The sequence below is a fragment of the Paraburkholderia sp. BR13439 genome (assembly GCF_040948805.1).
Classification (GTDB): Bacteria; Pseudomonadota; Gammaproteobacteria; order Burkholderiales; family Burkholderiaceae; genus Paraburkholderia; species Paraburkholderia youngii.
In genome coordinates this window covers 56,895-79,884 of record NZ_JBFPKN010000021.1, presented here as the reverse complement: position 1 = coordinate 79,884, position 22,990 = coordinate 56,895, and the positions used below count along the sequence as shown (strand labels likewise).

Sequence of the window (22,990 nt, the reverse complement as noted above, 5' to 3'; positions counted from 1 at the left end):
CGGCACCGCGCCAGACAAGGGTTTGCGCGATGCGACCAGCGTCTCGCCAGCCTCTGAGACGTTCGTCTCACGCGCCTCGAGTGCTGCGCCGCAATGTGATTGCTCGTTGCGGATGTGCTACAAGACAGGGACTCGCCTTACTCGGTGTCGCTCGCCTGGAGCCGGCCATGCCCTATGTTTCTCAAACGCAGCACGTCGATCGCGTACGCGGGGCCATCGAAGGACGCTTGCCCGCGCCAGCGAATTCGCCGCGCCTAGTGTCGTCGTGGCAGCGCTCGTACGAGCAGTACCGGCTCGACCCCAGCTCCGTGATCGGCCCGCGCGTGCTGTCGTCCGCCGAGCTGCGTGAAGTCCAGGGCAAGGAGGAAGCCTTTCTGCGCGCATCGGGCCAGTGCCTGACGCGGCTGCACGAAATGATCCGCGTCGCCGACTATTGCGTGATGCTGTCCGATGCGCACGGCGTCACGATCGACTATCGGATCGACCGCGACCGGCGCAACGATTTCAAGCATGCGGGGCTGCATATCGGCTCGTGTTGGTCCGAGCGCGAAGAAGGCACATGCGGCATCGCGAACGTGCTCACCGATCTCGCGCCGATCACGGTGCACAAGACCGATCACTTCCGGGCCGCGTTCACGACGCTCACGTGCAGCGCTTCGCCGATCTTCGCGCCGACCGGCGAATTGATCGGCGTGCTCGATGCCTCGGCGATCCGATCGCCGGACAACCGCGACAGCCAGGGGCTGGTGTTTCAGCTGGTGCGGCAAAGCGCGAGTTTGATCGAGGACGGCTACTTCCTGAACCAGACCGCGCAGCACTGGGTGCTGTTCGGCCATCAAAGCCGCCATTTCGTCGAAGCGCAGCCCGAAGCGCTGATCGCATTCGACGAATGCGGCAACATCGCCGCCGCGAACCGCAAGGCGCATGAGAGCATCGCGGGTCTCGACGGTCCGCGCCACATCGACGAGATATTCGACACGTCCGAGGTACGTCTGCACGACGTAGCGCGCACCGACATGATCGTGGCGCTGCGGCTGCGCGCGACCGGCGCGATGCTGTATGCGCGCATTCGCGCGCCGATGAGACGCGCGGCCCGCCCGTTCGTCACGACACGGCCGGGCGATGTGCACGCCGATGGCAGCATCGGCGCAATGAGCCGCTTTCTGCACAGCTCGGACGAACGGATCGCGCGCAACGCCGAAGTCGCCTTGCGGATTGCCGGCAAGCGGCTGCCGGTTCTGCTGCTCGGCGAAACCGGTGTCGGCAAGGAGGTCTTCGCGCACGCGGTGCATGACTCGGGCTCGCGGCACACGCGGCCGTTCGTCGCCGTGAATTGCGGCGCGATTCCGGAGCCGCTCATCGAGAGCGAGCTGTTCGGTTATGCGCCTGGCGCGTTCACCGGCGCGCGCAGTCGCGGCGCGCGCGGCAAGATCGCGCTCGCGCATGGCGGCACGCTGTTTCTCGATGAAATCGGCGACATGCCGCTTGGCCTGCAAACCCGCCTGCTGCGCGTGCTCGCCGAGGGCGAAGTGGTGCCGCTCGGCGGCGATACGCCAGTGCGCGTCGATATCGACGTGATCTGCGCGACGCACCGGGATCTGATGCAGATGGTCGATGCCGGATCCTTCCGCGAGGATCTCTACTATCGACTGAGCGGCGCGACGCTGCGGATACCGCCGCTGCGCGAGCGCACCGACATCCGCGATGTGATCGATACGGTGTTCAACGAGGAAGCACTGGCGGCCAGCCATGTGCTGATGCTCGATCCGCAATTCGCCGAGCGCCTTGCCGCCTTCTCGTGGCCCGGCAATATCCGGCAGTTGCGCAACGTGCTGCGCTATGCGTGCGCGGTTTGCGATTCGGCCCGCGTCGAGTTGCGGCATGTGTCGCCAGACTTTGCCGCGCAACTCGCGCCCGCCGCGACGCCGGCTCTCGCGGCGGCCTCCACGTCGCCGGTCAGCGCCGACGACGAGCGGGCACGGATCGTCGCGGCGCTCACGCGTTGCCAGTGGCGGCCTAACGCCGCCGCGCAGGCGTTGGGCATATCGCGCGCGACGCTGTACCGGCGCATCGCGCGGCTGGGCATCGTCGGACCGCATCGCTTATAGGCGGCCGCGAAAGGCGGCGGGGGTCCGAGCCCGCCGCTGCCCACACCTCGCCCGATTCCCACGCCTGCATCCAGCGAGTGAAATCTTTCCGCAGTTCGTCCATTGCGAGCGAAAAGATTTTATTTCCGCACCCCCCTGCTCCCACGCGCAATTCATGCCGACAGACAGGCATGACCTGCCGGACTCAGTGATCGGTCGCAACGAAAGACCATCCACTACCGCACATCGCATGTCCTGAACGGCTCACGCGACGCACTCGCGACCCGCAGGACTCCCCCTCTCTCTCCAGATTTTCTCGTGGGCCGCCTCGCGGCAGCCCGCGCTATTGTCATGATTGGACGACGTCAATTTCTTGGCTGTCTTACCGCGCTCGGCGGAACTGTCGCATTGAGCGCGTGCGGCGGTGGTGGTGGTAGCGGTACGCCGGATGCCGGCGGTTCTTCCACGGGCAATTCCGCGAGTCCGTCGGGCACCGCGGCATCACCCTCTACCGGCACGGCAAGCTCCGGAATCGCGGCCTCGACGGGCACGACGGCCACGACCACCGCGAGTATTGCGCCCTCGACGGGTAGCGCGACCACAGTGGCGAACGGCTCCTCGCCGGCGCCATCGAATGGAACGGGACCCGCCGACACGTCCGGCGCGAGCTCGGGCGACAGCTCCGGCTCAGCATCAGACCCGAACTCGGGGTCGCCCGGCAACGCTTCGAACGCTTCGCCACAGAACACGACGATCCCGCCGGCGACGGTAATCATCGACAGTCAGAACGCGTCGTGGACCCTGGTCGGCGGGTCTGTCTACAGGAACGGCGTCGCGGCGGGCTACACCTACAACGTTTCGTTGATCCTCTGGTACGGGAGCACGATCTATCACGAGGGAACCGGCGGTCAGTTCTACGGATGGAATGGGACGACATGGTTCGCGTGCAACGACCCGCGTTTGGGCGGCACCTCGGTCGACGGCGCGATGATCCCGCCCGCGACGTATCTGATCGACAAGGCCGGCTCGATATGGACCGTGGTGAACGGCGTCGTGTATCGCAATCGCAATGCCATCGGCACGATGTCGAATGCGGCGCTGCTGCTGTGGTACGGCGGCAAGTTCTGGGCACAATCGACCGGCGGTCAGTTCTATGTATGCGGCGATGCGGATCAATGGTTGCCGTGCAGCGATCCGCGCATCGCGACCGCGGCGCCAGCCGGCTCGTTTCACGGTATCAACGGGCATTACGATTACCTGTATTCGACGTCACAGATCGTATCGATCATGCAAGCCCTCGGCTGCTCGACGTACCGGCTCAGCTGTACGGACTACGCACCGCAACTCGCCAAGGTCCTGGCGTTGGCGCAAGCATTCCAGCCGGCGGGCTTGACTCTTTTCGTGCTGATCGACGTCGGCATCTACGACGGCAACGGCAACCTGTTCACGAGTGAAGCGGCGGCCTATACGCGGGGCTTCAATTGCGCGGTGACTGTCGCGTCGGCGTTGCAACCCCACGGCGTGACCATGTATGAATGCGGTAACGAACTGACGCGCGCGAACGGGATCATTCTCGACTCCACCAGCGCGGGAACGAGCGTCGTCGACTTCAACAATGCGAACTGGCCGCTGATGCGCGGTGCGATGCGCGGCATGATCGACGGCGTGAAGTCGGTGCAGGCGGATGCCAAGTGCGGCGTCAACTTTTGTGTTGCTGATATCGGCGCGTCCGACGCTCTGTGGGATGGCAAGCAGCCCGATGGCACGAGCGGCCATCCGACCGTGAGGTGGGACCTGACTACGTGGCACAACTACGAGGTGTACGGCGACATCTTCGACATCGGCACCGACGGGTCCGGCCCGGGCTTCGATTTGCCCACCTATTGCAAGGCCCGCTATGGCGTCCCCTTTGTGATCTCGGAATGGAACACGGGGCCGGAGAAGAGCGAGGCGTACCGGGCCAACTACATCAGCTCGCGTCTGCTCACTTACTATCAGGCGAGAAAGACGAAGAACATCCAATCGGCGATGTATTACGAGCTCGATAGCGGGGACTCCACCTACGGCCTGATGATCAACGGCACGGCGCTTGCGCTTCCGTATAACGCGTTCGCGAGCTTTATCGCGAGCCATGCCGATAGCTGAGCATATGTTGCGACGCGCACTTTCCGATCGGCTTAAACAAGGAGAATGGCCACCAACTGACCGGCGGTCGCAATAACGACAGCCAGTTCGACCGGATTGGCCAGAAGAAGGCCGAGAAAATCTGAATCGATAGCGCGCGCGCGCCAGGTCCCGACAAAACCGACCGACAGAATCAGCCCGAATAAAAGGTCGAATCCAAATCCTGCGGCGATCCATTTGTTATGCCTGACGACATGCTCAGCGAATGCGAACATTGCCAGAAAGGCGATTTGGGATATGAGAACAACCAGTACCGCAATATGCTGCTGATTATCCTTTTTCATTGGCTGGCGGAAATCCGGTTGCTCGAAGCCGCTAAGACCTCCTTGCTCGTCTGGCCGAACTTCGGCAATACGGGCGCCTACGGGGCAGACACCCGGGGCAGACACCCGCATGCCCTCAAGTACGAAGTGAGCTCCGGCTTCGGTCCGTGGCCTGAGCGCTGTCAGCGCCAGGCCACGACCGACCGTGACCGTCGCACCCACTCCATTCGCGGCGCAACCGTTATTCGACCGCCTCGCCGTGCAGCACCAGGTCCAGTCCTTCGCGCTCTTCTTCTTCGGCAACGCGCAAGCCCATCACTGCGTCGATTACCTTGAGAAGGACGAACGAAACCACCCCGCTGTAGATCAGCGTCGTCGCGACACCCTTGAGTTGCAGCAGCACGTCACCGTCAGCGCCACCGATGTCCTTGACCGCGAACACGCCCGTCAGAATCGCGCCGATGATCCCGCCCACGCAGTGCACGCCGAACGCGTCGAGCGAATCGTCGTAGCCGAGCTTGTGCTTGAGCCACGTGGCCGACCAGAAGCAGACCACGCCCGCGACGATGCCGATCACCAGCGCGCCTACCGTGCCGACGAAGCCCGACGCCGGCGTCACCGCCACCAGACCCGCGACCGCGCCCGACACGATACCGAGCACCGACGGCTTACCCTTGGCCGCCCATTCGGCGAACATCCACGCGAGCGCCGCCGCGGCGGTCGCCACCTGTGTCGCGAACATCGCGAAGCCGGCACGGCCGTCCGCCGCTACCGCCGAACCCGCGTTGAAGCCGAACCAGCCGACCCACAGCATCGCGCCACCGATCAGCGTCAGCGTCAGGTTGTGCGGCGCCATCGACTCCTTGCCGTAGCCGACGCGCTTGCCGAGCACCAGACAGCAGACCAGACCCGCGATACCCGCGTTGATGTGCACCACCGTGCCGCCCGCGAAGTCGAGGATGCCCGCGGTCGCCAGCCAGCCGCTCGGTTCCCACACCATGTGCGCGATCGGCGAGTAGACGATGATCGACCACAGCGTCATGAACACCAGCATCGCCGAGAACTTCATGCGGTCCGCGAACGCACCGGTGATCAGCGCCGGCGTGATGATCGCGAAGGTCATCTGGTAGACGAAGTAGACCGTCTCGGGGATCGTCGGCGCGAGATGGCTGACGGTCAGCGTCGTGGCCTTGTCGCCCTTGATGTAGTTCATGCCCGTCATGAACACGCGCGAGAAGCCGCCGATGAACGAGTTGCCCGGCGTGAACGCGAGGCTGTAGCCGACCACGGTCCAGACGATCGTCACCAGACAGGTGATCGCGAAGCTTTGCATCAGCGTCGCGAGCACGTTCTTCTTGCGGACCATGCCGCCGTAGAACAGTGCGAGGCCCGGGATCGTCATGAACAGCACCAGCGCGGTGGAAGTCAGCATCCACGCGGTGTCGCCGGAGTTGATCTTCGACGAATCGACCGAGAACGGTGCGGTCGGCGCGGCCGGCGCCGATGCAGCGGCATCCGCCGCGGGAGCCGCGGACGCTTGCGCGACCGGCACGGAGGCGGCCGCGGGTGCCGAGGCGTCTTGCGCGAATGCGGGGCTCAGCCCGCCCGCGAGCAACGAACCCGCCATCAACAAAGTCATCAACAGTTTGCGCATCTCTCTTTCCTCTTATCCCAGTGTCTTTATAGGGCGTCGGCGCCGGTCTCGCCGGTGCGGATCCGGATCACCTGCTCGATCGATGTTACGAAGATCTTGCCGTCACCAATCTTTCCAGTGCGCGCGGCACGCTCGATCGCTTCGATAGCCTGATCGACGATGTCATCCGGGACGGCGACCTCGATCTTCACTTTCGGCAGGAAATCGACGACGTACTCCGCGCCCCGATACATCTCGGTATGGCCCTTCTGACGCCCAAAGCCCTTGACCTCCGTTACCGTGATTCCAGAGACGCCAAGCGATGACAAGGCTTCACGAGCCTCATCTAGCTTGAATGGCTTGATGACCGCACTTATTAGTTTCAATTTGCCTCTCCGTTGATCGCCCATCCCGATGCTGGCCGCCGTTGACGGTGGCTCAGCGCGCGGGGACGTTCAAAGCAACTGTCATGCCATTCGCACGAACCGTATTGGAGCGGGAGAGTTATCGGAGAAGCCGCGCGTTGGGTTTTCGGCGATCAGATGGATGCCGTGAGAGACGGAGCGGGATTGAATGGCGGGACTGTCAGAAGGCTTCTTCATGGTATGCGGCATGTACCCTGGCACCATGCGCGAGCGCGCTTTCCTGTTGTCCGTCCAATATGGGGCATGCGTGCACGGTTCTGTCGCTTGCTATTACAGATTCATTAATCGAAGCTTCCAGGTTTTCCACTCGCAGGCGCGGCACTCGCGGACGCCTGATTGGTCGAGCGCAACTCCGCGTGCTAACGTGAACAGACATCGCGACTCTCGAACAGGAACGTAGCAGGATGATTTCGCATGTATTCGTTGGGGTGAATGACTTTGACCGCGCGTTGAAGTTCTATTCGGCTGTCATGAGCGAGTTGGGACATCAACTGAAGTTTTGCGAGCCAGATAGACCGTGGGCTGGTTGGATGGCCGTGGGTATGCCGCGTCCGCTTTTCCTTATCGGCAGGCCATATGATGGCAACCCCGCAGAACACGGGAACGGCCAGATGGCGGCATTGCTTGCGCCTGATCGTCGTTCAGTCGACAACGCACACGCTACCGCGCTGGCAAATTCAGGTTCTTGCGAAGGCCCTCCCGGTTTGCGCGCGCACTATCACCCGAACTATTACGGGGCGTATTTTCGCGACCCAGAGGGAAACAAGATTTGCGTGTGTTGTCACGATCCAGAGTGCGCATAGCTATTCCGGCAGGCTCCGGAGTGCTCCCGCCGATGCGGCTGCGAAGGCGAGCCATGCGCACGTGCTTCGGAAAGACGCTCTAGACAATACGGTCCAGCGCCTTGGCGAACCTGGCGACCGAACCCTCGACGTCATGCAGTTTGTCCAGGCCGAATAATCCGACGCGGAAGGTTTTGAAGTCTTCAGGCTCGTCGCATTGAAGAGGAACGCCGGCCGCGATCTGCAAACCGGCATCGGCGAACTTCTTGCCGGATCGTATGCCGTCATCGTCCGTATAGCAGACCACGACGCCCGGAGCCTGAAAACCTTCGGCCGCCACGCTTTTGAAGCCTTTGTCACTCAGCAGTGAACGAATGCGCTTGCCGAGTTCAAGCTGCTCGGCTCTCACTTTGTCCAAGCCATATGCTTCGGTTTCCTTCATGACGTCGCGCAGCGTCGCGAGACTGTCCGTCGGCATCGTGGCGTGGTACGCGAACCCGCCGTTCTCGTAGGCTTCCATGATCTGCAGCCACTTGCGAAGATCACAGGCGAAGCTGGTGCTGGTCGTCGCGTCGATTCGTTCGCGGGCGAGCGGGCTGAGCATGACCATGGCGCAGCAAGGTGACGCGCTCCATCCTTTTTGCGGTGCGCTGATCAGCACATCGATGCCACTGGCCTGCATGTCCACCCAGATCGTGCCGGAGGCGATGCAGTCGAGAACGAACATGCCGCCGACCGCATGCACGGCGTCGGACACCGAGCGCATATAGGCATCGGGCAGCATCATTCCGGATGCGGTTTCCACATGCGGCGCGAACACCAGATCCGGCTTGTGCTCCTTGATCGCGGCGACCACTTCTTCGATCGGAGCCGGTGCATAGGGGGCCTGCCTTTGTTGGCCGACCGGACGCGCCTTCAACACGATCGATTCGGACGGAATGCCGCCCATGTCGAAAATCTGTGACCAGCGATAACTGAACCAGCCATTGCGGATGACCAGACACTTGCTGTTCGTCGCGAACTGCCGGGCGACGGCTTCCATGCCGAACGTGCCGCTGCCCGGGACGATTACGGCCGACTTTGCGTTGTAGACTTTTTTCAGGGTGCCGGAAATATCGCGTACGACGCCTTGAAAGAGCTCCGACATATGATTGATCGATCGGTCGGTGTACACGACCGAATATTCGAGGAGTCCCTCGCGGTCGACATCGGGAAGTAAACCTGGCACGTTCGCCTCCAGTAATTGACGAGTAAAAGAATCGAAAACAGATTCTAACGAAAGCTGCCCGCAGCGGCATCGGCGGAAACGCCTCCGTTACCCGTCCGGCCGACGCCGATGGCCTCGTCTCAGCCGCTGCTCACGGGAAGATCGGTGTGGTGGGTTCCGCGCCCTCCAGATCGGCCTTCGGTACGTGCTGCGCGACCATCTGCTCGATCTCCTGTTCTCGCGATCCAGGCACGTCGGCCATGATCAGGAACTGGCCGTCACGTATGGCGCCGCGAAAACGCTCGAGTTGTGCGTTCGGTTCGCCGACGCCGATCATCGCGGCCGTCCAGGCCCCGAAGCCGGCTCCCGCCAACGTCAATGCGACGACGGCTCCGCCCGCAATGGCGAGCTCCGCGGGAGGAAACGCCAGCGCCACGAGGCCAACGAGCGCTCCGGTCGCACCGCCGAGCGCCACGCCGCGTTCGAGGGAGTGCACGACGTCGCTGCTTTGCAGCAAAGTTGCCTCGGGTAACTCTTCGAGTGCGACACTGTGATTCGCGAGAACATGGATATGCCGCCATGTGATCCGCGACCGCAGCAAGTCGTCTACGATCGCCTTCGCCGTCGTCGTGTCGGGTGCGAGGAAATAAAGGCGTCTCATCTCGATCCTCCATCAATCAAGCCCCCCGACAACGGGACGATGCTGTTTATCGTACGCCTGCCGCAGGCAATACTGTGGGCGGACGATCACTGCTGTATGCCACCTTACGAATTCAGGAAATTCTCTTAAACACGTATGGTTAAGCATAAATCTGCTGCCCGACAATTTCGCGTAGTTCCGGCAACCATGCTGATTTACAGTCCACATTACGTTAGGCGTCCAATCGGAGGGAAACGATGACACGCGTTCGCGTTCAGGGCTTCACCATCTCGCTCGACGGATACGGTGCAGGGCCGAATCAGGACATTGACAATCCGCTCGGCGTTGGCGGGACGGAATTGCATCAGTGGCTAGTCCCAACCCGCACGTTCCAGCGGGCCTTGTTCGGCAACGACGGCGGTACGACCGGCGTCAACGATGATTTCGCCGCCCGTGGCTTTGAGAATGTCGGGGCCTGGATTCTTGGCAGGAACATGTTCGGCCCAATTCGTGGGGAGTGGCCGGACACCAACTGGAAAGGCTGGTGGGGAGACAGTCCGCCGTATCACGTCCCGGTCTTCGTCCTGACCCATCATCCGCGTGCCCCGATCGAGATGAAAGGCGGCACGACGTTCCACTTCATCACAGGGGGCATTCGCGAGGCGCTCGACCGCGCCCGCGAGGCCGCTGCCGGAATGGACGTGCGGATCGGCGGTGGGCCGCAGACAATCCGGCAGTATCTCCGCGAGGGCCTCGTCGACGAACTGCACATTGCCATCGCGCCGGTCCTGCTCGGCCGGGGAGAATCGCTGTTCGAAGGGGTCGACTTGCGGGCTCTGGGGTACGAATGCGTTGAATTCGTACCGTCGGACAAAGCCACGCATGTCGTTTTAAGGCGCCAGGGACACACGGACGCCTAACCCGGTCTCGTACCGCATACTTCGGTGAATCGCCCCCCGAAAGGATCGACATGGTTGCCAACCTTGCACGCTCCTGGTTGACCTGGAGCGCGCCTGCGGCCGCTGCGCAGACCGCCGGTCGCCCGCTCGTGGCGCTGGAATCGACCATCATCGCGCATGGCATGCCTTACCCGGAGAACGTTCGCACCGCGCGCGAAGTGGAGGCGTTGATCCGTGACGCGGGCGCCGAGCCCGCGACTATCGCGCTGATCGGCGGGCGAATCCACATCGGCCTTTCGGACGACGAACTGGAAATGATCGGCCGTTCCGACCACGTGCATAAGGTCAGCCGCCGTGACCTGCCGGCGGTGCTGGCCGGTGGCGGCCTGGGCGCCACGACCGTGGCTGGCACGATGATCTGCGCGGCGTTGGCCGGCATCGAGGTCTTCGTCACCGGCGGCATTGGCGGCGTACATCGAGGCGCCCAGGAGACCTTCGACATCTCGGCCGACCTGCAGGAACTCGCGAAGACCTCGGTCGCGGTGATCTGCGCCGGTGCGAAGTCCATCCTGGACATCGGGCTCACCCTGGAATACCTGGAAACCCACGGCGTGCCGGTGCTCAGTTGCGAACAGGACAATTTTGCGGCGTTCTACACGCGTGACAGCGGCTTTCGCGCGGACTTCAGGCTGGACGACGCGGCGGAGCAGGCACGGTTCATCCGCACCAAGTGGGACCTGGGGCTCGACGGCGGTGTGGTGTTGAGCACGCCGGTGCCGGAAGCGGCAGCGATGTCGGCCGAAGAGATCGACGCGCTGACTCGGCAGGCGCTCGACGAGGCCGCTGCGCAAGGAATCACCGGTAAGGCCGTCACCCCCTTCCTGCTGGCGCGCATCAAGGCGTTGACAGGCGGGCGCAGCCTGGCGACAAACATCGCGCTCGTAAAACACAATGCCGAGGTCGGCGCAAGGCTGGCGCTGGCGTTGGCACGCTCGAAGCGCGGGGCGGGCGCGGTGTAACCGCGTGCTATCTTTGACGGATTCGAAACCTCCCTGTCAGGAGGGCTCGTGGACGTCGCCGTATGGCTGCACAGCCTCGGAATGGAGCGGTATGAACCGGTGTTTCGCGAAAACGCCATCTATCACGAGCTTGGCGACAATTTGATGCCCTATCCACTGGGCAACATACATCCTCGCTTGTGGTCTTGGTATATGGGCGCAAGCAACTTCACCGGGGCACTGGGAGACTTGCGCGCTCGTTCGCGACGCCGCTGCGCATCGACGTGCATTCGCGCTGACTCCGGAATATCTGCAACCCACACCGCGTGGAATTGCTTCGGCTCCCTGGTTATATGAGTATGGATTGCAGACCTCCAGAGGTTTCCGCGCGCTCAAAGTCTGGATGGCTCTGAAAGAGCATGGTGTCGAGAAGTTCGGCCGTCTGATCGATCAAAACATCGCGCAGGGTCGCTACCTCAGTGTTGGTATGCTTAACGCTATGAACGGCGGAGCCGCGCCCCATCTTTCTGTCTTGAACCGCAAGGTCGACAGAACTCAACGGAGGCAGCATGAATAAGAGCAATGCGAGCAGAATAATCGGCGCAACGTTAGTAGCGGCCATCGCGAGTGGCTCGGCCTATGCGAACGGGCAACCAGGTCTTAGCGCGACGTTCGACGTGGTCGCACAAAAGGTGGCGGCCTCGGGCTCGCCGCCTCGACCCAAGCCGGATACTTCGATAGTTCGCGACGTTCGCCGTGCCCTCAGGCGCGTACCGGATATGGATGATTCAAAGATTCACATCAGGGCGAGCCACGGCGTCGTTACGCTCACCGGCACGGTGCCGGAGAGCTGGCAGATCTCGCGCGCCGCCAATGCGGCGAGATCGGTGCTCGGTGTCAAGTCGGTGAGGAACAGATTGACCGTGCGAGAGAGCGACGAAGCAGCCATTGAGCAGCGTCCCGCGGCATCGGCCGGATAGGTAGCTGACGATCGGTTGTTATCAAATGCATGAATCGTTTCGTCGGCGCCGACACAGGTGCTTTTCGCAGGACCGTTCCAAGGCCTGGATCGACGGCCGGAGCATCTAGCCCTTCACGCGCTCGGATCGCGGATCGTACGGCGCCTTCAGATGCACGGCTGCCCTCACCTGTTCGCCCGCCACGTCGATCGTATAGCGGCCTTGCGTGAGCCACGCGGCATCCGCGGGACCATCGGCGCGGTTCACGAAAGCCATTGCGACCGGACATCGCAAGCTATGCCCGAACGCGGCCGAGGTCACCGCCCCTACCGGCTTGCCGTCGCGCAGGATAGCTTCGCCACCCCACAGCATCAGATGGTCGGCGCCGTCGACCGTCAGGGTCAGGAGACGGCGGCGCAGCGGCGCGTCGCGCAGACGCAGAAGCGCATCGCGACCGCGAAAGTCGATGTCCTTGTCGAGCTTGCAGGCGAACGCGAGGCCTGCCTCGAACGGATTGCAATCCGGCGAAAGTTCGCGGCCCCAAGCCCGATAGCCTTTCTCGATCCGCAGCGATTCGATCGCGTAGTAACCGGCGTTGACGAGGCCGAACGGCTTACCAGCCGCGTGCAAGGTCTCATAGACGCCGACCGCGAATTCGACCGGCACATACAACTCCCAGCCCAACTCGCCCACGTAGGTTAGGCGCGTCGCCCGTACCGTCGCGTAGCCGATGTCGACTTCGCGGCTCTGGCCAAACGGGAACGCCTCGTTGCTCCAGTCCGCCTTCGACACGCTTTGCAACAGCGCGCGAGCGTGCGGCCCCATCACCGCGAGCACTGCGTACTGACTCGTGACATCGACCACCACGCAGTGGCGCTCGGGCGCAATCGCCTTCTCCAGGTAATCGAGGTCACGCGTTGCCTGCGCCGAGCCCGTCACGATCAGGTATTGGTCGTCGGCGAGGCGGGTCAGCGTCACGTCCGATTCGTAGTTGCCGCGCTCGTTCAGCACGCCGGTATAGACGGTGGTGCCGGGCGGCACGGCGACGTCGTTCGCTACGATGCCTTGCAGCACCGCTTCGGCGTCGCGCCCCTTGACGAGCAGTTTCGCGAACGAGCTCATGTCGAACAGGGCGACCCGCTCGCGGCACGCGCGGTGCTCGGCGCCGCTCCACGGCAGCCAGTTCTGCTGGCCGAAGGCGTAGTCGATGCGCGCTTCCCCGGAGCTCGGTGCGAAAAAGTTGGCGCGCTCCCAGCCCATCTTGCTGCCGAAGCACGCGCCGTCGTCGCGCAGCAGCGCATACAACGGCGAACGCCGGAATGGCCGCGCCGTATCGAGCTCGCGGTTGGGCCACGGCATCGCGTAATGCAGGCCGAGCGTTTCCTTTACACGGTCGTGCAGCCACGTGTCGTTGCCATTGAAGCGCGCAAAGCGGCGGATGTCGACCGGCCACAAGTCCATAGTCGGCTCGCCGGCAACGATCCACTCGGCGAGCGCCATGCCCGCGCCGCCTGCCGACGCGATGCCCATCGAGTTAAACCCGGCGGCCACGAAAAAGCGGCGCAACTCAGGCGCCTCGCCAAGGATGAAGTTGTTGTCCGGCGTGAACGATTCGGGCCCGTTATAGAACTGCCTGACTTGCGCGGTTTCGAGCGCCGGCACGCGCACGAGCGCGTTTTGCATCAGGATCTCGAACTGATCCCAATCATCCGGCAGCAGCTGGAACTCGAAGTTCTCGGGGATGCCCGCCATGCCCCACGGCTTCGCGTTCGGCTCGAAGCCGCCCATCACGAGGCCGCCCACTTCCTCCTTGAAGTAGATGTAGCCGTCCGGATCGCGCATCACGGGCAGATCGCGATGCACGCCTGGGATCGGCTCGGTGACGATGTAGTAGTGCTCGGCCGAATGCAGCGGCACCGTGACGCCGCACATCCGCCCGACCGCCTTGGCCCACTGGCCTGCGCAATTGACCACGATATCGGCGTGCAGCGTACCTTCGGCGCCGCCCTTGCGACGCCATGTGACGCCGCAGGCCTCGCGGCCCTGGCGCGCCGGGCGAGTCCGCACTGCGGTGATGCGAACGTTTTCGACGATATGTGCGCCGCGCATGCGTGCGCCGCGCGCGAGCGACTGCGTCAGATCGGTGGGATTCGCCTTGCCGTCGCCCGGCAGCCAGACCGCGCCAAGCAGATCGTCGGTGCGCATCACCGGCCACAGTTCACCGGCCTCGCGCGGTCCAATGACTTCGCAGGCCACGCCATAGGCGCGCGCGACTGCCGCCGTGCGTTTCAGCTGGGTCATGCGCTCTGCCGTGCGCGCGACCGACAGCGAACCGCACTGCTTCCAGCCCGTGGCGAGGCCGGTCTCGGCCTCGAGCTCCGCGTAAAGCTTCGTCGAGTAGCGGATCAGCTTCGTCATGCTTTCCTGCGCCCGCAACTGCCCGACGAGACCGGCCGCATGCCAGGTGGTGCCGCACGATAGTTGCCCTTGTTCGAGCAGCAAGACGTCGGTCCAGCCGAGCTTCGTCAGGTGCCACGCAACCGAGCAACCGACGATGCCGCCGCCGATGATGACGACACGAGCATGGCTTGGGATTTCCGTGGACATCGGGCGACCTCGCCTTTTGGAAGTGTGTGGCAATGTGTGGAAAACGCTGTGGCCATAGACTGCAACAAAAAAACGCAAAAAACAACAAAAACCGGAAATCGCCGGGAGGCAACGGAGAGCTGAACACGACGAAGATTCGCCCTCAATGCCATGACTAATGGGTCTTTGACCTATGCCAGGAATCCGCGAGACACCTGCCCCCTTGTCTTTTTCGAGTCGCGGCCGCGGATAATCCAACCGCAACAAAATCCCGATCGGCGAGGGAATATGTGTTATTTTGTGGCATCGTGGCGGTCGAAACCCGACACGCCGTTACGCATCGCGCCCCTTTCTGTTTTTGCACCCTGGCCGCTTATGTATCCGTTGCTACGCCGTGCCGAGATTTTGCGGATCGCCCAGTCGCAGGGCACCACCTCGATCGCCCAGCTCGCCGAGGCGCTCGCCGTATCGGACGAAACGATCCGCCGCACCGTCAAGCCGCTCATCGAGGAGGGTCTGCTCATCAAGGTGCACGGCGGTGTGATGCTGCCAAGCCATCTGGAAGAGTCGCCGTTCCGGCGGCGTATGCACGAGCACCGGGCGGAAAAAGAAATCGTCGCGCAGCAGATTTGTGACCTCGTGCAAGACGGCGACTCGCTGATTCTCGACAGCGGTACCACCTGCACGCACATCGCCCAGGCGCTGCGCAGGCGCTCCCGGCTCACGGTGATCACCAACTCCGCCGCCATCGCCAGCCTGCTCGCGCAGCACAACGGCAATCGCGTGTTCATGGCGGGCGGCGAGCTCTGCGCGGACGACGCCGCCGCGCTCGGCGAGCCGGTGCTCGCCTACATCCGGCAGTTTCACGTCAAGTACGCAATCGTCTCGGTGACGGCCGTCGATCGCGCGGGACGCTTCATGGACGCACAGCCGTGGGATGTCGAGTTCACGCGTGCCGCGTTCGGGCAAGCACGGCAGCGAGTGGTCGTCGCCGTGCACGCCAAGTTCGAGCACAGTGCGCTGGTGCGCGCGATGAACGCCGACGAGATCGACGTGCTGGTCACCGATGCGCCGCTCGACGCGCACTATGCCCGGATCTTCGCCGCGGCACGCGTAGAGGTGCGCTATCCGGGCAGCACGGCCGCGCCGATGACCGCTGCCCTTGCAGAAGAGACGGAAGGACCGGGCGAGGCAGCGCATCGGTCGCCCCTGCGCGGTCTGCCCGACGCAACTTGCCAGGCAACCAGCGACGCCACCGCCGACGATACGCACGGAGAGCCACACCATGCTCGATAACCGCTCAGCGGGGCCCGTGCCCGCTTCATTGAACCCGAACCGCCGACTCGCGATCGAGCGCATCGACTACATCGTGCAAAGCCTCGAGGCGAGCGGCTCGGTCAGCGTCGCGAACCTGTCGGCGACGCTCGGCGTGTCGCGCGAAACGATCCGCCGCGACCTGAAGACTCTCGCGGAACAGGGCCGCGCGAATCTCGTGCACGGCGGCGCGGCGAAGCGGCCCGTCGCCGAACCGTCGCTGGCAAGCCGCGAGGCGGTCAACGCGCTGGGCAAGGCGGCCATTGGTGCCGCGGCCGCACGACTCGTCGCGGATGGCATGGTCGTGCTGATCGACTCGGGCTCGACTACGCTGGGCCTCGCCGAGGCGCTGCAGCATCATCGCGACCTGACCGTGATCACCAACAGCCTGCCGATCGCACTGATGCTGTGCCGCGCGCCCGGGGTGAAGGTCGTCGTGCTCGGCGGCGACATCGACCCGAACGACGAAGCCGCTATCGGCGTCGAGACGATGACCGCGCTCAGCCATTTCCGCGCCGATCTCGTGTTTGTCGGCGTGGGCGGCATCTCGCCCGAAGGCGAATTCACCGACTACTCGCGGCTCGCCGCCGAGCAACGTCATCTGATGATGAAGTCGGGCAAGAAGGTTTACGTGCTCGCGGACCACAGCAAGTTTGAACAGCAGACGCCCGTGCTGATCGCGCCTGTGCCGCATATCGCCGGACTGATCGTCGACGCGGAGCCGCCCGCGGGCATCGTCCGCGCCTGCGCCGAACAGCGCTGGGAAGTCATCATCGCCAATCGCCACAGCTAGCATGACGATGACGCTTCCCGTGTTTTTCGCCGTGCTGTCGGCCGCGCTTTTGCATGCGGGCTGGAACGCGGTGATCAAGGTGCGCCTCGATCCTTTTCTGGCGATGACCCTGCTGTGCATCGCCTGCGGCCTGATCGCGCTGCCGTCGCTCGCGTTCACCGGATTCGCTCGGCCTGCTGCGTGGCCTTGGGTGGCGGGATCGGTGGCGCTTCATTTCGGCTACTACGTGTGTCTGAGCGAGGCATACCGTCGTGCCGACATGAGCCAGATCTATCCGATCGCGCGCGGCTCCGCGCCGCTGATCACCGCGCTCGTCTCCGTCACGGTCTTGCACGAGACGATGAGCGCGGGCGGCGTCGCGGGAGTCGTGCTGCTCGGCAGCGGCGTGTTGCTGCTGTCGCTGCGCGGCCGCCATCACTCCGCATCGGAAAACCGTGTCGCGCTCGGCTTCGCGCTGCTCACGGCGGTGACGATCGCGGGCTACACGGTCGTCGACGGCGTGGGCGCACGCGTCGCCGGCAATCCCAACGCCTATGCGGCGACGCTGTTCGTGTTCGATGCGTTGCCGATGCTGACGCTTTGCCTGTATCGCTACGGGCCGGCCGGCATGGCGCCTCTGCGGCGTTTCCTGCTGCCGGGGTTCGCGGGCGGCGCGATGTCGCTCGCGGCGTACTGGATCGTGATCTGGGCGATGACCGTCGCTCCGATCGCCCTCGTGGCGGCAGTGCGCGAGACGAGCGTGGTGTTCGCCGGCATCATCGCCGTGTATGTGCTCAAGGAGCCGTTCAGCCGCGTGCGTACCGCGGCCGCTACGTTGACGTTGGCCGGCCTTGCGCTGATGCGGCTGTTCTGATTCCGGGGCGTGGGTTTCGGCGCTGACGGCAGGCCACTGGCCTTCTGACCGGTGCCGCAACCGGCCGCGCGATGCACTCGACCAACCCCGGTCACCCCCTTCCGGCCTCCCCATGCGGGTTTGTCCCGAGTGGAGGCCGCTTCCCCATATCCAACACGGACTTCGCCAACTTCCAGGTGGCGTTTCGCGTGTCGACCCGAATGTGGCATTTTTTGGCATCTTGACTGTTTTTGTTGCAGCCCCTAGAGTGGGTCTCACGCACCTGCGCAGTACCCAAATCGACCCACAAGGAGACATCGATGACCGGTTCCACGTATGCATCGCCGGCTTGTTCCGAAACCGGCGATCCGCTGTTGCTGACCCCCGGACCACTGACCACGTCACGCACCGTCAAGGCCGCGATGGTTCACGACTGGGGCTCGCGCGACGCCAACTTCATCGAGATCAACCGCTCGGTGCTCGCGCGCCTTGCCGCGATCGCCAATGGCGCGCGCGATTGGGTGACGGTGCCGATGCAGGGCTCGGGCACCTTCGCCGTCGAGGCGATGCTCACCACTTTCGTGCCGCCCGGCGGCGAGGTGCTTGTGCTGATCAACGGCGCGTATGGCAAGCGCGCGAAGCGCATCCTCGAAATCGCCGGCCGCAAAGCCGTCGTGCACGAAACGGCCGAGGACACGCCGCCCGATCTCGCCGAGATCGACAAGGTGCTGGCCGCCTCGCCGTCGATCACGCATGTGTTCGCGGTCCACTGCGAGACCACCGCGGGCATTCTCAATCCGATCGCGCAGATCGGCGCGCTCGCGGCCCGCTACGGCAAGGGCTATCTGGTCGATTCGATGAGCGCGTTCGGTGCGTTGCCGCTCGACGTGCAGACGATGCATATCGATGCGGTCGCCGCGTCGTCGAACAAGTGCATCGAGGGCGTGCCCGGTCTCGGCTTCGTGATCTGCCGACGTGAAGCGCTCTCCCGCACGCAGGGCAACGCGACCACGCTCGTGCTCGATCTGCACGAGCAGTGGACCAACCTCGAAAAGACCAGCCAGTACCGCTTCACGCCGCCCACGCACGTGATCGTCGCGTTCCATCAAGCGCTGGAGGAATTCGATGCCGAAGGGGGCGTCGCGGGGCGCGGCGCGCGTTATCGCAACAACTGCCGGATTCTCGTCGAAGGCATGCGCGCGCTCGGCTTCAAGCCGCTGCTGGCTGAAGCGCTGCAGGCTCCGATCATCGTGACTTTCCATATGCCCGAGGACCCGCGCTTCGAATTCCAGCGCTTCTACGACAGCCTGAAGGCGCGCGGCTATGTGATCTATCCGGGCAAGCTGACCGTCGCGGACTCGTTTCGCATCGGCTGCATCGGCCGGCTCGGCGAGCGCGAGATGCGCGCGGCGCTCGGTGCGATCAGTGAGGTGCTCGATGAAATGGGCATGAACGCGCCAGTCGCAAAAACGGCCTGAAGGGGGACATCATGAGTACGCTGCAAGACACCGTGCTGAGCATCAATGGGCGCGACTATCGCTTTCCGGCGGAGCCGGTCGTGGTGATCTGCCTCGACGGTTCGGAGCCCGCCTATATCGAGCAAGCAGCGAAGGCCGGGCACGCGCCGCATCTCGCGAAGCTGCTGCGCACGGGCACGAGCCGCATCGCCCAATGCGTGATTCCGAGCTTCACGAATCCGAACAATCTGTCGATCGTGACGGGCCGTCCGCCGAAAGTGCACGGCATCGCGGGCAACTACTTCTACGACCGCGCGAGCGGCGAAGAAGTGATGATGAACGACGCCCGCTTCCTGCGCGCGCCGACGATCTTCGCCACGTTCCACGACGCCGGCGCGAAGGTCGCCGTCGTCACCGCGAAGGACAAGCTGCGCACGCTGCTCGGCAAAGGGCTCGACTTCACGAGCGGCCGCGCAATCGCCTTTTCGGCTGAAAAGGCCAACGAGGCCACCCGCGCCCAGAACGGCCTCGGCGACGTGCTCGCCTACGTCGGCAAGCCGCTGCCGGATGTGTATTCGGCCGACCTGTCCGAGTTCGTGTTCGCGGCAGGCGTCAAACTGCTCGACACGTTTCGACCTGACCTGATGTACCTGTCGACGACGGACTACGTGCAGCACAAGGCGGCGCCGGGATCGCCCAAGGCCAACGAGTTCTACGCGATGTTCGACCGCTACGTCGGCGCGCTCGATGCGGCAGGCTGCGTGCTGGCAATCACCGCCGATCACGGCATGAACGGCAAGCATCGCGCGGATGGCGCGCCCGACGTGCTGTACCTGCAAGACCTGTTCGACGAATGGACCGGCGCAGGCCGCTCGCGCGTGATCCTGCCCATCACCGATCCGTACGTCGCGCATCACGGGGCGCTTGGCTCTTTCGCCACCATCTATCTGCCCGAGGGGCTCGCAGCGGCTGAAGCAGCGGCGCTGCTCGAACGGCTGCGCGAGACCGAAGGCATCCAGCTCGCGCTGACGAGCGCCGAGGCCTGCGAACGCTTCGAGCTGCCGCCCGACCGTATCGGCGACGTCGTCGTGGTCGGCACACGTGCCAAGGTATTCGGCACCAGCGCCGCGCGTCACGACCTGTCGGGACTGACCGAGCCGTTGCGTTCGCATGGCGGGCTAACGGAAGAGAACGTGCCGCTGATCGTCAACCGCAAGACCGACTGGCCGGCGGACCGCGCGCTGCGCAACTTCGACATCTTCGATGTCGCGCTGAACCACGTATCGCAGTCCGCCGCGGCATAACGCGTCGATCACAACAACCCGCGCGTCCCGCATCTCGCGGCGGCCTGCGGGCTCCACCGGATCATTGAACGAGGTATTCGATGAACGTCATGACCAAACCCGCCTTCAGGCAGGAATCGATGCGCATCGCCGGCCAACACACGAGCACCGACGAGCTGCTCGAAGTCTTCAACCCGTACACGAACGAGGTCGTCGGTACCGTGCCCGCGGGTCGTCCCGAACACGTGCAACAGGCGTTCGCAAAAGCGCACGCATTCAAGCCGCGGCTCACGCGCTTCGAGCGTCAGCGCATCCTGCAGCGCACGGCCGAGATCCTGAGCGAACGCAAGGAAGACTTCGCGCGCCTGATCACCGCGGAGTCGGGGCTGTGCTGGAAGGATGGGCTTTACGAGGCGAGCCGCGCCTACGACGTGTGGTCGTTCGCGGCGCAGCTCACGATCAAGGACGACGGCGAGGTCTATTCCTGCGATATCAGCCCGAACGGCAAGAACCGCAAGATTTTCACCACGCGGCTGCCGCTGCTCGGCGTGATTTCGGCGATCACGCCGTTCAATCATCCGCTGAACATGGTGAGCCACAAGCTGGCGCCCGCGATCGCGACCAACAACCGCGTGGTGCTGAAGCCCACCGAGCTCACGCCGCTCACCGCGCTCGCGCTTGCCGACGTGCTCTATGAAGCGGGCCTGCCGCCCGAGATGCTGAGTGTCGTCACCGGCAATCCGCGCACGATGGGCGATGCGATGATCACCGATCCGCACTGTGATCTCGTCACGTTCACAGGCTCCGTGCGGGTCGGCAAATATATCGCGCAGCACGCCGGCTATCGCCGCACGGTGCTGGAACTCGGCGGCAACGATCCGCTGATCGTGATGGAGGACGCCGATCTCGACAAGGCCGCGCAGCTCGCGGTAACCGGTGCGACGAAAAATTCGGGGCAGCGCTGCACGGCGGTCAAGCGGATTCTCGTGGTGCAAAGCGTGGCCGACGCGTTCGTCGAGCGCGTGCTCGTGCATGCGAAAAAGCTCAAGTGCGGCGATCCGATGGACCCGTCCGTCGACGTGGGCACCGTCATCAACGAGGCGTCCGCGCAACTGTTCGAGCGACGCGTGGCCGATGCGCAGGCCCACGGTGCCCGGGTGCTTTACGGCGCGCCGCGCGAGGGCGCGCTGTTCCATCCGACCGTCGTCGATCACGTGCCGTACGACTGCGAACTCGTGCGCGAAGAGACCTTCGGCCCGGTGATTCCGATCATCCGCGTGCCCGATGCGCTCGATGAAGTGATCCGGGTTTCGAACTCGACCGCATATGGCCTTTCGTCGGGCGTCTGCACGAACCGGCTCGACTACATCACGCACTTCGTCAGGGAGCTGGAAGTCGGCACCGTGAACGTCTGGGAAGTGCCCGGCTATCGCACGGAGATGTCGCCGTTCGGCGGCATCAAGGATTCAGGCAATGGTTACAAGGAGGGCATGGTCGAGGCAATGAAGAGCTATTCGAATGTGCGGACCTGGTCGCTGCCCTGGGAGTGACCGGCCGCGCGACCAAGTGAAATGCTGACCTCATCCGAACTCAACGCAAGGAAGGATGGATATGAAAACTCGTCTGATGGCTCTCGCCGCCTGCGCGCTCGCCATGGCAACGCCCCCCCTTTACGCACAGTCCGACGTCGTGACCATCTATGCCGCGGATGGTTTGCACGACGGTTCGCCGAGCTGGTTCGGCAATCAGTTCGAAGCCTTCACGAAGGCGACCGGCATCAAGGTGCAGTACATCGAGGCCGGCTCGAGCGGCGTGGTGGACCGGCTGAGCAAGGAGAAGTCGAACACCCAGGCGGACGTGCTCGTGACGCTGCCGCCCTTCATGCAGAAAGCCGCGGCTGACGGCCTGTTGCAGTCCTATTCGCCGGCGGGCGCCGACAAGATCGAGACGCGCGACAAGGACCCGAAAGGCCTGTACTACGCGATGGTCGGCAACTACCCGAGCTTCATCTACAACTCGGCGGTGCTGAAGAGCCCGCCCAGGACCTACGCAGACCTGCTCGCGCCGCAGTTCAAGCAGAAGATCCAGTACTCGACGCCGGGCCAGGCTGGCGACGGCACCGCGCTGATGCTGCAGACCTTCCACGCGTTCGGTGGCAAGCCGGCCGGCTTCGACTATTTGCGCAAGCTGCAGACCAACAACCTCGGGCCTTCGGCATCGACCGGCAAGCTCACGGCGCTCGTCAACAAAGGCGAGCTCTTCGTGGCCAACGGCGATATGCAGATGAACCTCGCGCAGATGCACGACAACCCGAACGTCGCGATGTTCTTCCCGGCCGGTCCCGACGGCCGCCGCACGACCTTTGCGTTGCCCTACTACGTCGGCCTCGTGGCGAACGCGCCGCATGCCGGCAACGGCAAAAAGCTGATCGATTTCCTGTTGAGCGCGCCGGCGCAGCAGGAGGTCAGCAAGGTCGCGTACGGCTTCCCGGTGCGCACCGATGTTCATCCGTCGGACAGCAACTTCCAGACGTTGAATACGTTGCTGAAGGGCGTCGACATCTGGCAACCCGATTGGAACCAGGTGCTCCAGGAGCTGCGTCCCGACGTGGCCGCCTACAACCAGGCGATTTCCATCGACTAACCCAG

The 22,990-nt window shown here is 63.9% G+C and carries 21 protein-coding genes; 14 read left to right on the top strand and 7 right to left on the bottom strand.

Annotation, left to right across the window (positions count from 1 at the left end; genetic code table 11):
• Nucleotides 1-167 precede the first annotated feature (167 nt).
• Complete coding sequence (locus AB3X96_RS32365) at nucleotides 168-2,108, top strand: sigma-54-dependent Fis family transcriptional regulator (protein ID WP_368592849.1); 1,941 nt, start codon at nucleotides 168-170, stop codon at nucleotides 2,106-2,108.
• 344 nt (nucleotides 2,109-2,452) lie between these two features.
• Here AB3X96_RS32365 and AB3X96_RS32360 read toward each other — a convergent pair whose 3' ends face one another.
• Nucleotides 2,453-2,809: a hypothetical protein gene (locus tag AB3X96_RS32360; RefSeq protein WP_368592848.1), complete on the bottom strand. Its 357-nt coding sequence runs from the start codon at nucleotides 2,807-2,809 to the stop codon at nucleotides 2,453-2,455.
• Here AB3X96_RS32360 and AB3X96_RS32355 point away from each other — a divergent pair.
• Nucleotides 2,691-4,232, top strand: coding sequence for a hypothetical protein (locus AB3X96_RS32355; protein ID WP_368592847.1), 1,542 nt, complete (start codon nucleotides 2,691-2,693; stop codon nucleotides 4,230-4,232). The two genes, AB3X96_RS32360 and AB3X96_RS32355, sit on opposite strands and share 119 nt — an antisense overlap.
• A gap of 32 nt (nucleotides 4,233-4,264) precedes the next feature.
• Here AB3X96_RS32355 and AB3X96_RS32350 read toward each other — a convergent pair whose 3' ends face one another.
• From AB3X96_RS32350 to AB3X96_RS32340, 3 genes are read right to left on the bottom strand one after another with little or no spacing between them, the layout of a single operon-like run.
• The gene (locus AB3X96_RS32350; protein ID WP_368592846.1) at nucleotides 4,265-4,756 is read right to left on the bottom strand and encodes a hypothetical protein; all 492 of its coding nucleotides are present in this window, start codon (nucleotides 4,754-4,756) and stop codon (nucleotides 4,265-4,267) included.
• 19 nt (nucleotides 4,757-4,775) lie between these two features.
• Nucleotides 4,776-6,188: an ammonium transporter gene (locus AB3X96_RS32345; protein ID WP_176111851.1), complete on the bottom strand. Its 1,413-nt coding sequence runs from the start codon at nucleotides 6,186-6,188 to the stop codon at nucleotides 4,776-4,778.
• 26 nt (nucleotides 6,189-6,214) lie between these two features.
• Complete coding sequence (locus tag AB3X96_RS32340) at nucleotides 6,215-6,553, bottom strand: P-II family nitrogen regulator (RefSeq protein ID WP_018436703.1); 339 nt, start codon at nucleotides 6,551-6,553, stop codon at nucleotides 6,215-6,217.
• 443 nt (nucleotides 6,554-6,996) lie between these two features.
• On the opposite strand from AB3X96_RS32340, the gene AB3X96_RS32335 reads away from it, so the two are divergent.
• On the top strand, nucleotides 6,997-7,395 hold the full coding sequence (locus AB3X96_RS32335; protein ID WP_368592845.1) for a VOC family protein: 399 nt from the start codon (nucleotides 6,997-6,999) through the stop codon (nucleotides 7,393-7,395).
• Between the two features lie 79 nt (nucleotides 7,396-7,474).
• On the opposite strand, the gene AB3X96_RS32330 is transcribed toward AB3X96_RS32335, so the two are convergent.
• Together AB3X96_RS32330 and AB3X96_RS32325 are read right to left on the bottom strand one after the other, a co-directional pair.
• Nucleotides 7,475-8,602, bottom strand: a complete 1,128-nt coding sequence (locus AB3X96_RS32330; protein ID WP_368592844.1) for an aminotransferase class V-fold PLP-dependent enzyme — start codon at nucleotides 8,600-8,602, stop codon at nucleotides 7,475-7,477.
• A 130-nt stretch (nucleotides 8,603-8,732) separates the two neighbouring features.
• Nucleotides 8,733-9,242: a DUF1269 domain-containing protein gene (locus AB3X96_RS32325; RefSeq protein WP_368592843.1), complete on the bottom strand. Its 510-nt coding sequence runs from the start codon at nucleotides 9,240-9,242 to the stop codon at nucleotides 8,733-8,735.
• A 236-nt stretch (nucleotides 9,243-9,478) separates the two neighbouring features.
• Here AB3X96_RS32325 and AB3X96_RS32320 point away from each other — a divergent pair, with 236 nt between their 5' ends.
• From AB3X96_RS32320 to AB3X96_RS32305, 4 genes are all read left to right on the top strand, one after another.
• Entirely contained in the window at nucleotides 9,479-10,141 is a 663-nt protein-coding gene (locus AB3X96_RS32320; protein ID WP_368592842.1) for a dihydrofolate reductase family protein, read from the top strand.
• 50 nt (nucleotides 10,142-10,191) lie between these two features.
• Nucleotides 10,192-11,139 carry a pseudouridine-5'-phosphate glycosidase gene (locus tag AB3X96_RS32315; protein ID WP_368592841.1) on the top strand — a complete coding sequence of 316 codons (948 nt, stop codon included), beginning with the start codon at nucleotides 10,192-10,194 and terminating at the stop codon, nucleotides 11,137-11,139.
• Between the two features lie 151 nt (nucleotides 11,140-11,290).
• Nucleotides 11,291-11,695 (top strand): pyridoxal-dependent decarboxylase, encoded by a 405-nt coding sequence (locus AB3X96_RS32310; protein ID WP_368592903.1) that lies wholly within the window; start codon nucleotides 11,291-11,293, stop codon nucleotides 11,693-11,695.
• A complete protein-coding gene (locus AB3X96_RS32305; RefSeq protein WP_368592840.1) occupies nucleotides 11,688-12,098 on the top strand; it encodes a BON domain-containing protein in 411 nt (136 codons plus the stop codon). Before AB3X96_RS32310 ends, AB3X96_RS32305 begins: the two co-directional genes overlap by 8 nt.
• 105 nt (nucleotides 12,099-12,203) lie before the next feature.
• Here the strand turns inward: AB3X96_RS32305 and AB3X96_RS32300 are convergent, their stop codons facing one another.
• Complete coding sequence (locus AB3X96_RS32300; protein ID WP_368592839.1) at nucleotides 12,204-14,684, bottom strand: FAD-dependent oxidoreductase; 2,481 nt, start codon at nucleotides 14,682-14,684, stop codon at nucleotides 12,204-12,206.
• A 165-nt stretch (nucleotides 14,685-14,849) separates the two neighbouring features.
• On the opposite strand from AB3X96_RS32300, the gene AB3X96_RS32295 reads away from it, so the two are divergent.
• From AB3X96_RS32295 to AB3X96_RS32265, 7 genes are all read left to right on the top strand, one after another.
• Entirely contained in the window at nucleotides 14,850-15,959 is a 1,110-nt protein-coding gene (locus AB3X96_RS32295; RefSeq protein WP_368592838.1) for a DeoR/GlpR family DNA-binding transcription regulator, read from the top strand.
• Nucleotides 15,949-16,770 carry a DeoR/GlpR family DNA-binding transcription regulator gene (locus AB3X96_RS32290; RefSeq protein WP_368592837.1) on the top strand — a complete coding sequence of 274 codons (822 nt, stop codon included), beginning with the start codon at nucleotides 15,949-15,951 and terminating at the stop codon, nucleotides 16,768-16,770. The genes AB3X96_RS32295 and AB3X96_RS32290 overlap by 11 nt, the downstream gene beginning before the upstream one ends.
• Nucleotide 16,771: 1 nt before the next feature.
• Entirely contained in the window at nucleotides 16,772-17,623 is an 852-nt protein-coding gene (locus AB3X96_RS32285; RefSeq protein WP_368592836.1) for an EamA family transporter, read from the top strand.
• A 299-nt stretch (nucleotides 17,624-17,922) separates the two neighbouring features.
• Complete coding sequence (locus AB3X96_RS32280) at nucleotides 17,923-19,080, top strand: 2-aminoethylphosphonate--pyruvate transaminase (protein ID WP_184227735.1); 1,158 nt, start codon at nucleotides 17,923-17,925, stop codon at nucleotides 19,078-19,080.
• An 11-nt stretch (nucleotides 19,081-19,091) separates the two neighbouring features.
• Nucleotides 19,092-20,363: a phosphonoacetate hydrolase gene (gene phnA, locus AB3X96_RS32275; RefSeq protein ID WP_368592835.1), complete on the top strand. Its 1,272-nt coding sequence runs from the start codon at nucleotides 19,092-19,094 to the stop codon at nucleotides 20,361-20,363.
• 80 nt (nucleotides 20,364-20,443) lie between these two features.
• A complete protein-coding gene (gene phnY / locus AB3X96_RS32270) occupies nucleotides 20,444-21,892 on the top strand; it encodes a phosphonoacetaldehyde dehydrogenase (RefSeq protein WP_368592834.1) in 1,449 nt (482 codons plus the stop codon).
• A 61-nt stretch (nucleotides 21,893-21,953) separates the two neighbouring features.
• The gene (locus AB3X96_RS32265; RefSeq protein WP_368592833.1) at nucleotides 21,954-22,985 is read left to right on the top strand and encodes a 2-aminoethylphosphonate ABC transporter substrate-binding protein; all 1,032 of its coding nucleotides are present in this window, start codon (nucleotides 21,954-21,956) and stop codon (nucleotides 22,983-22,985) included.
• Nucleotides 22,986-22,990 lie beyond the last annotated feature (5 nt).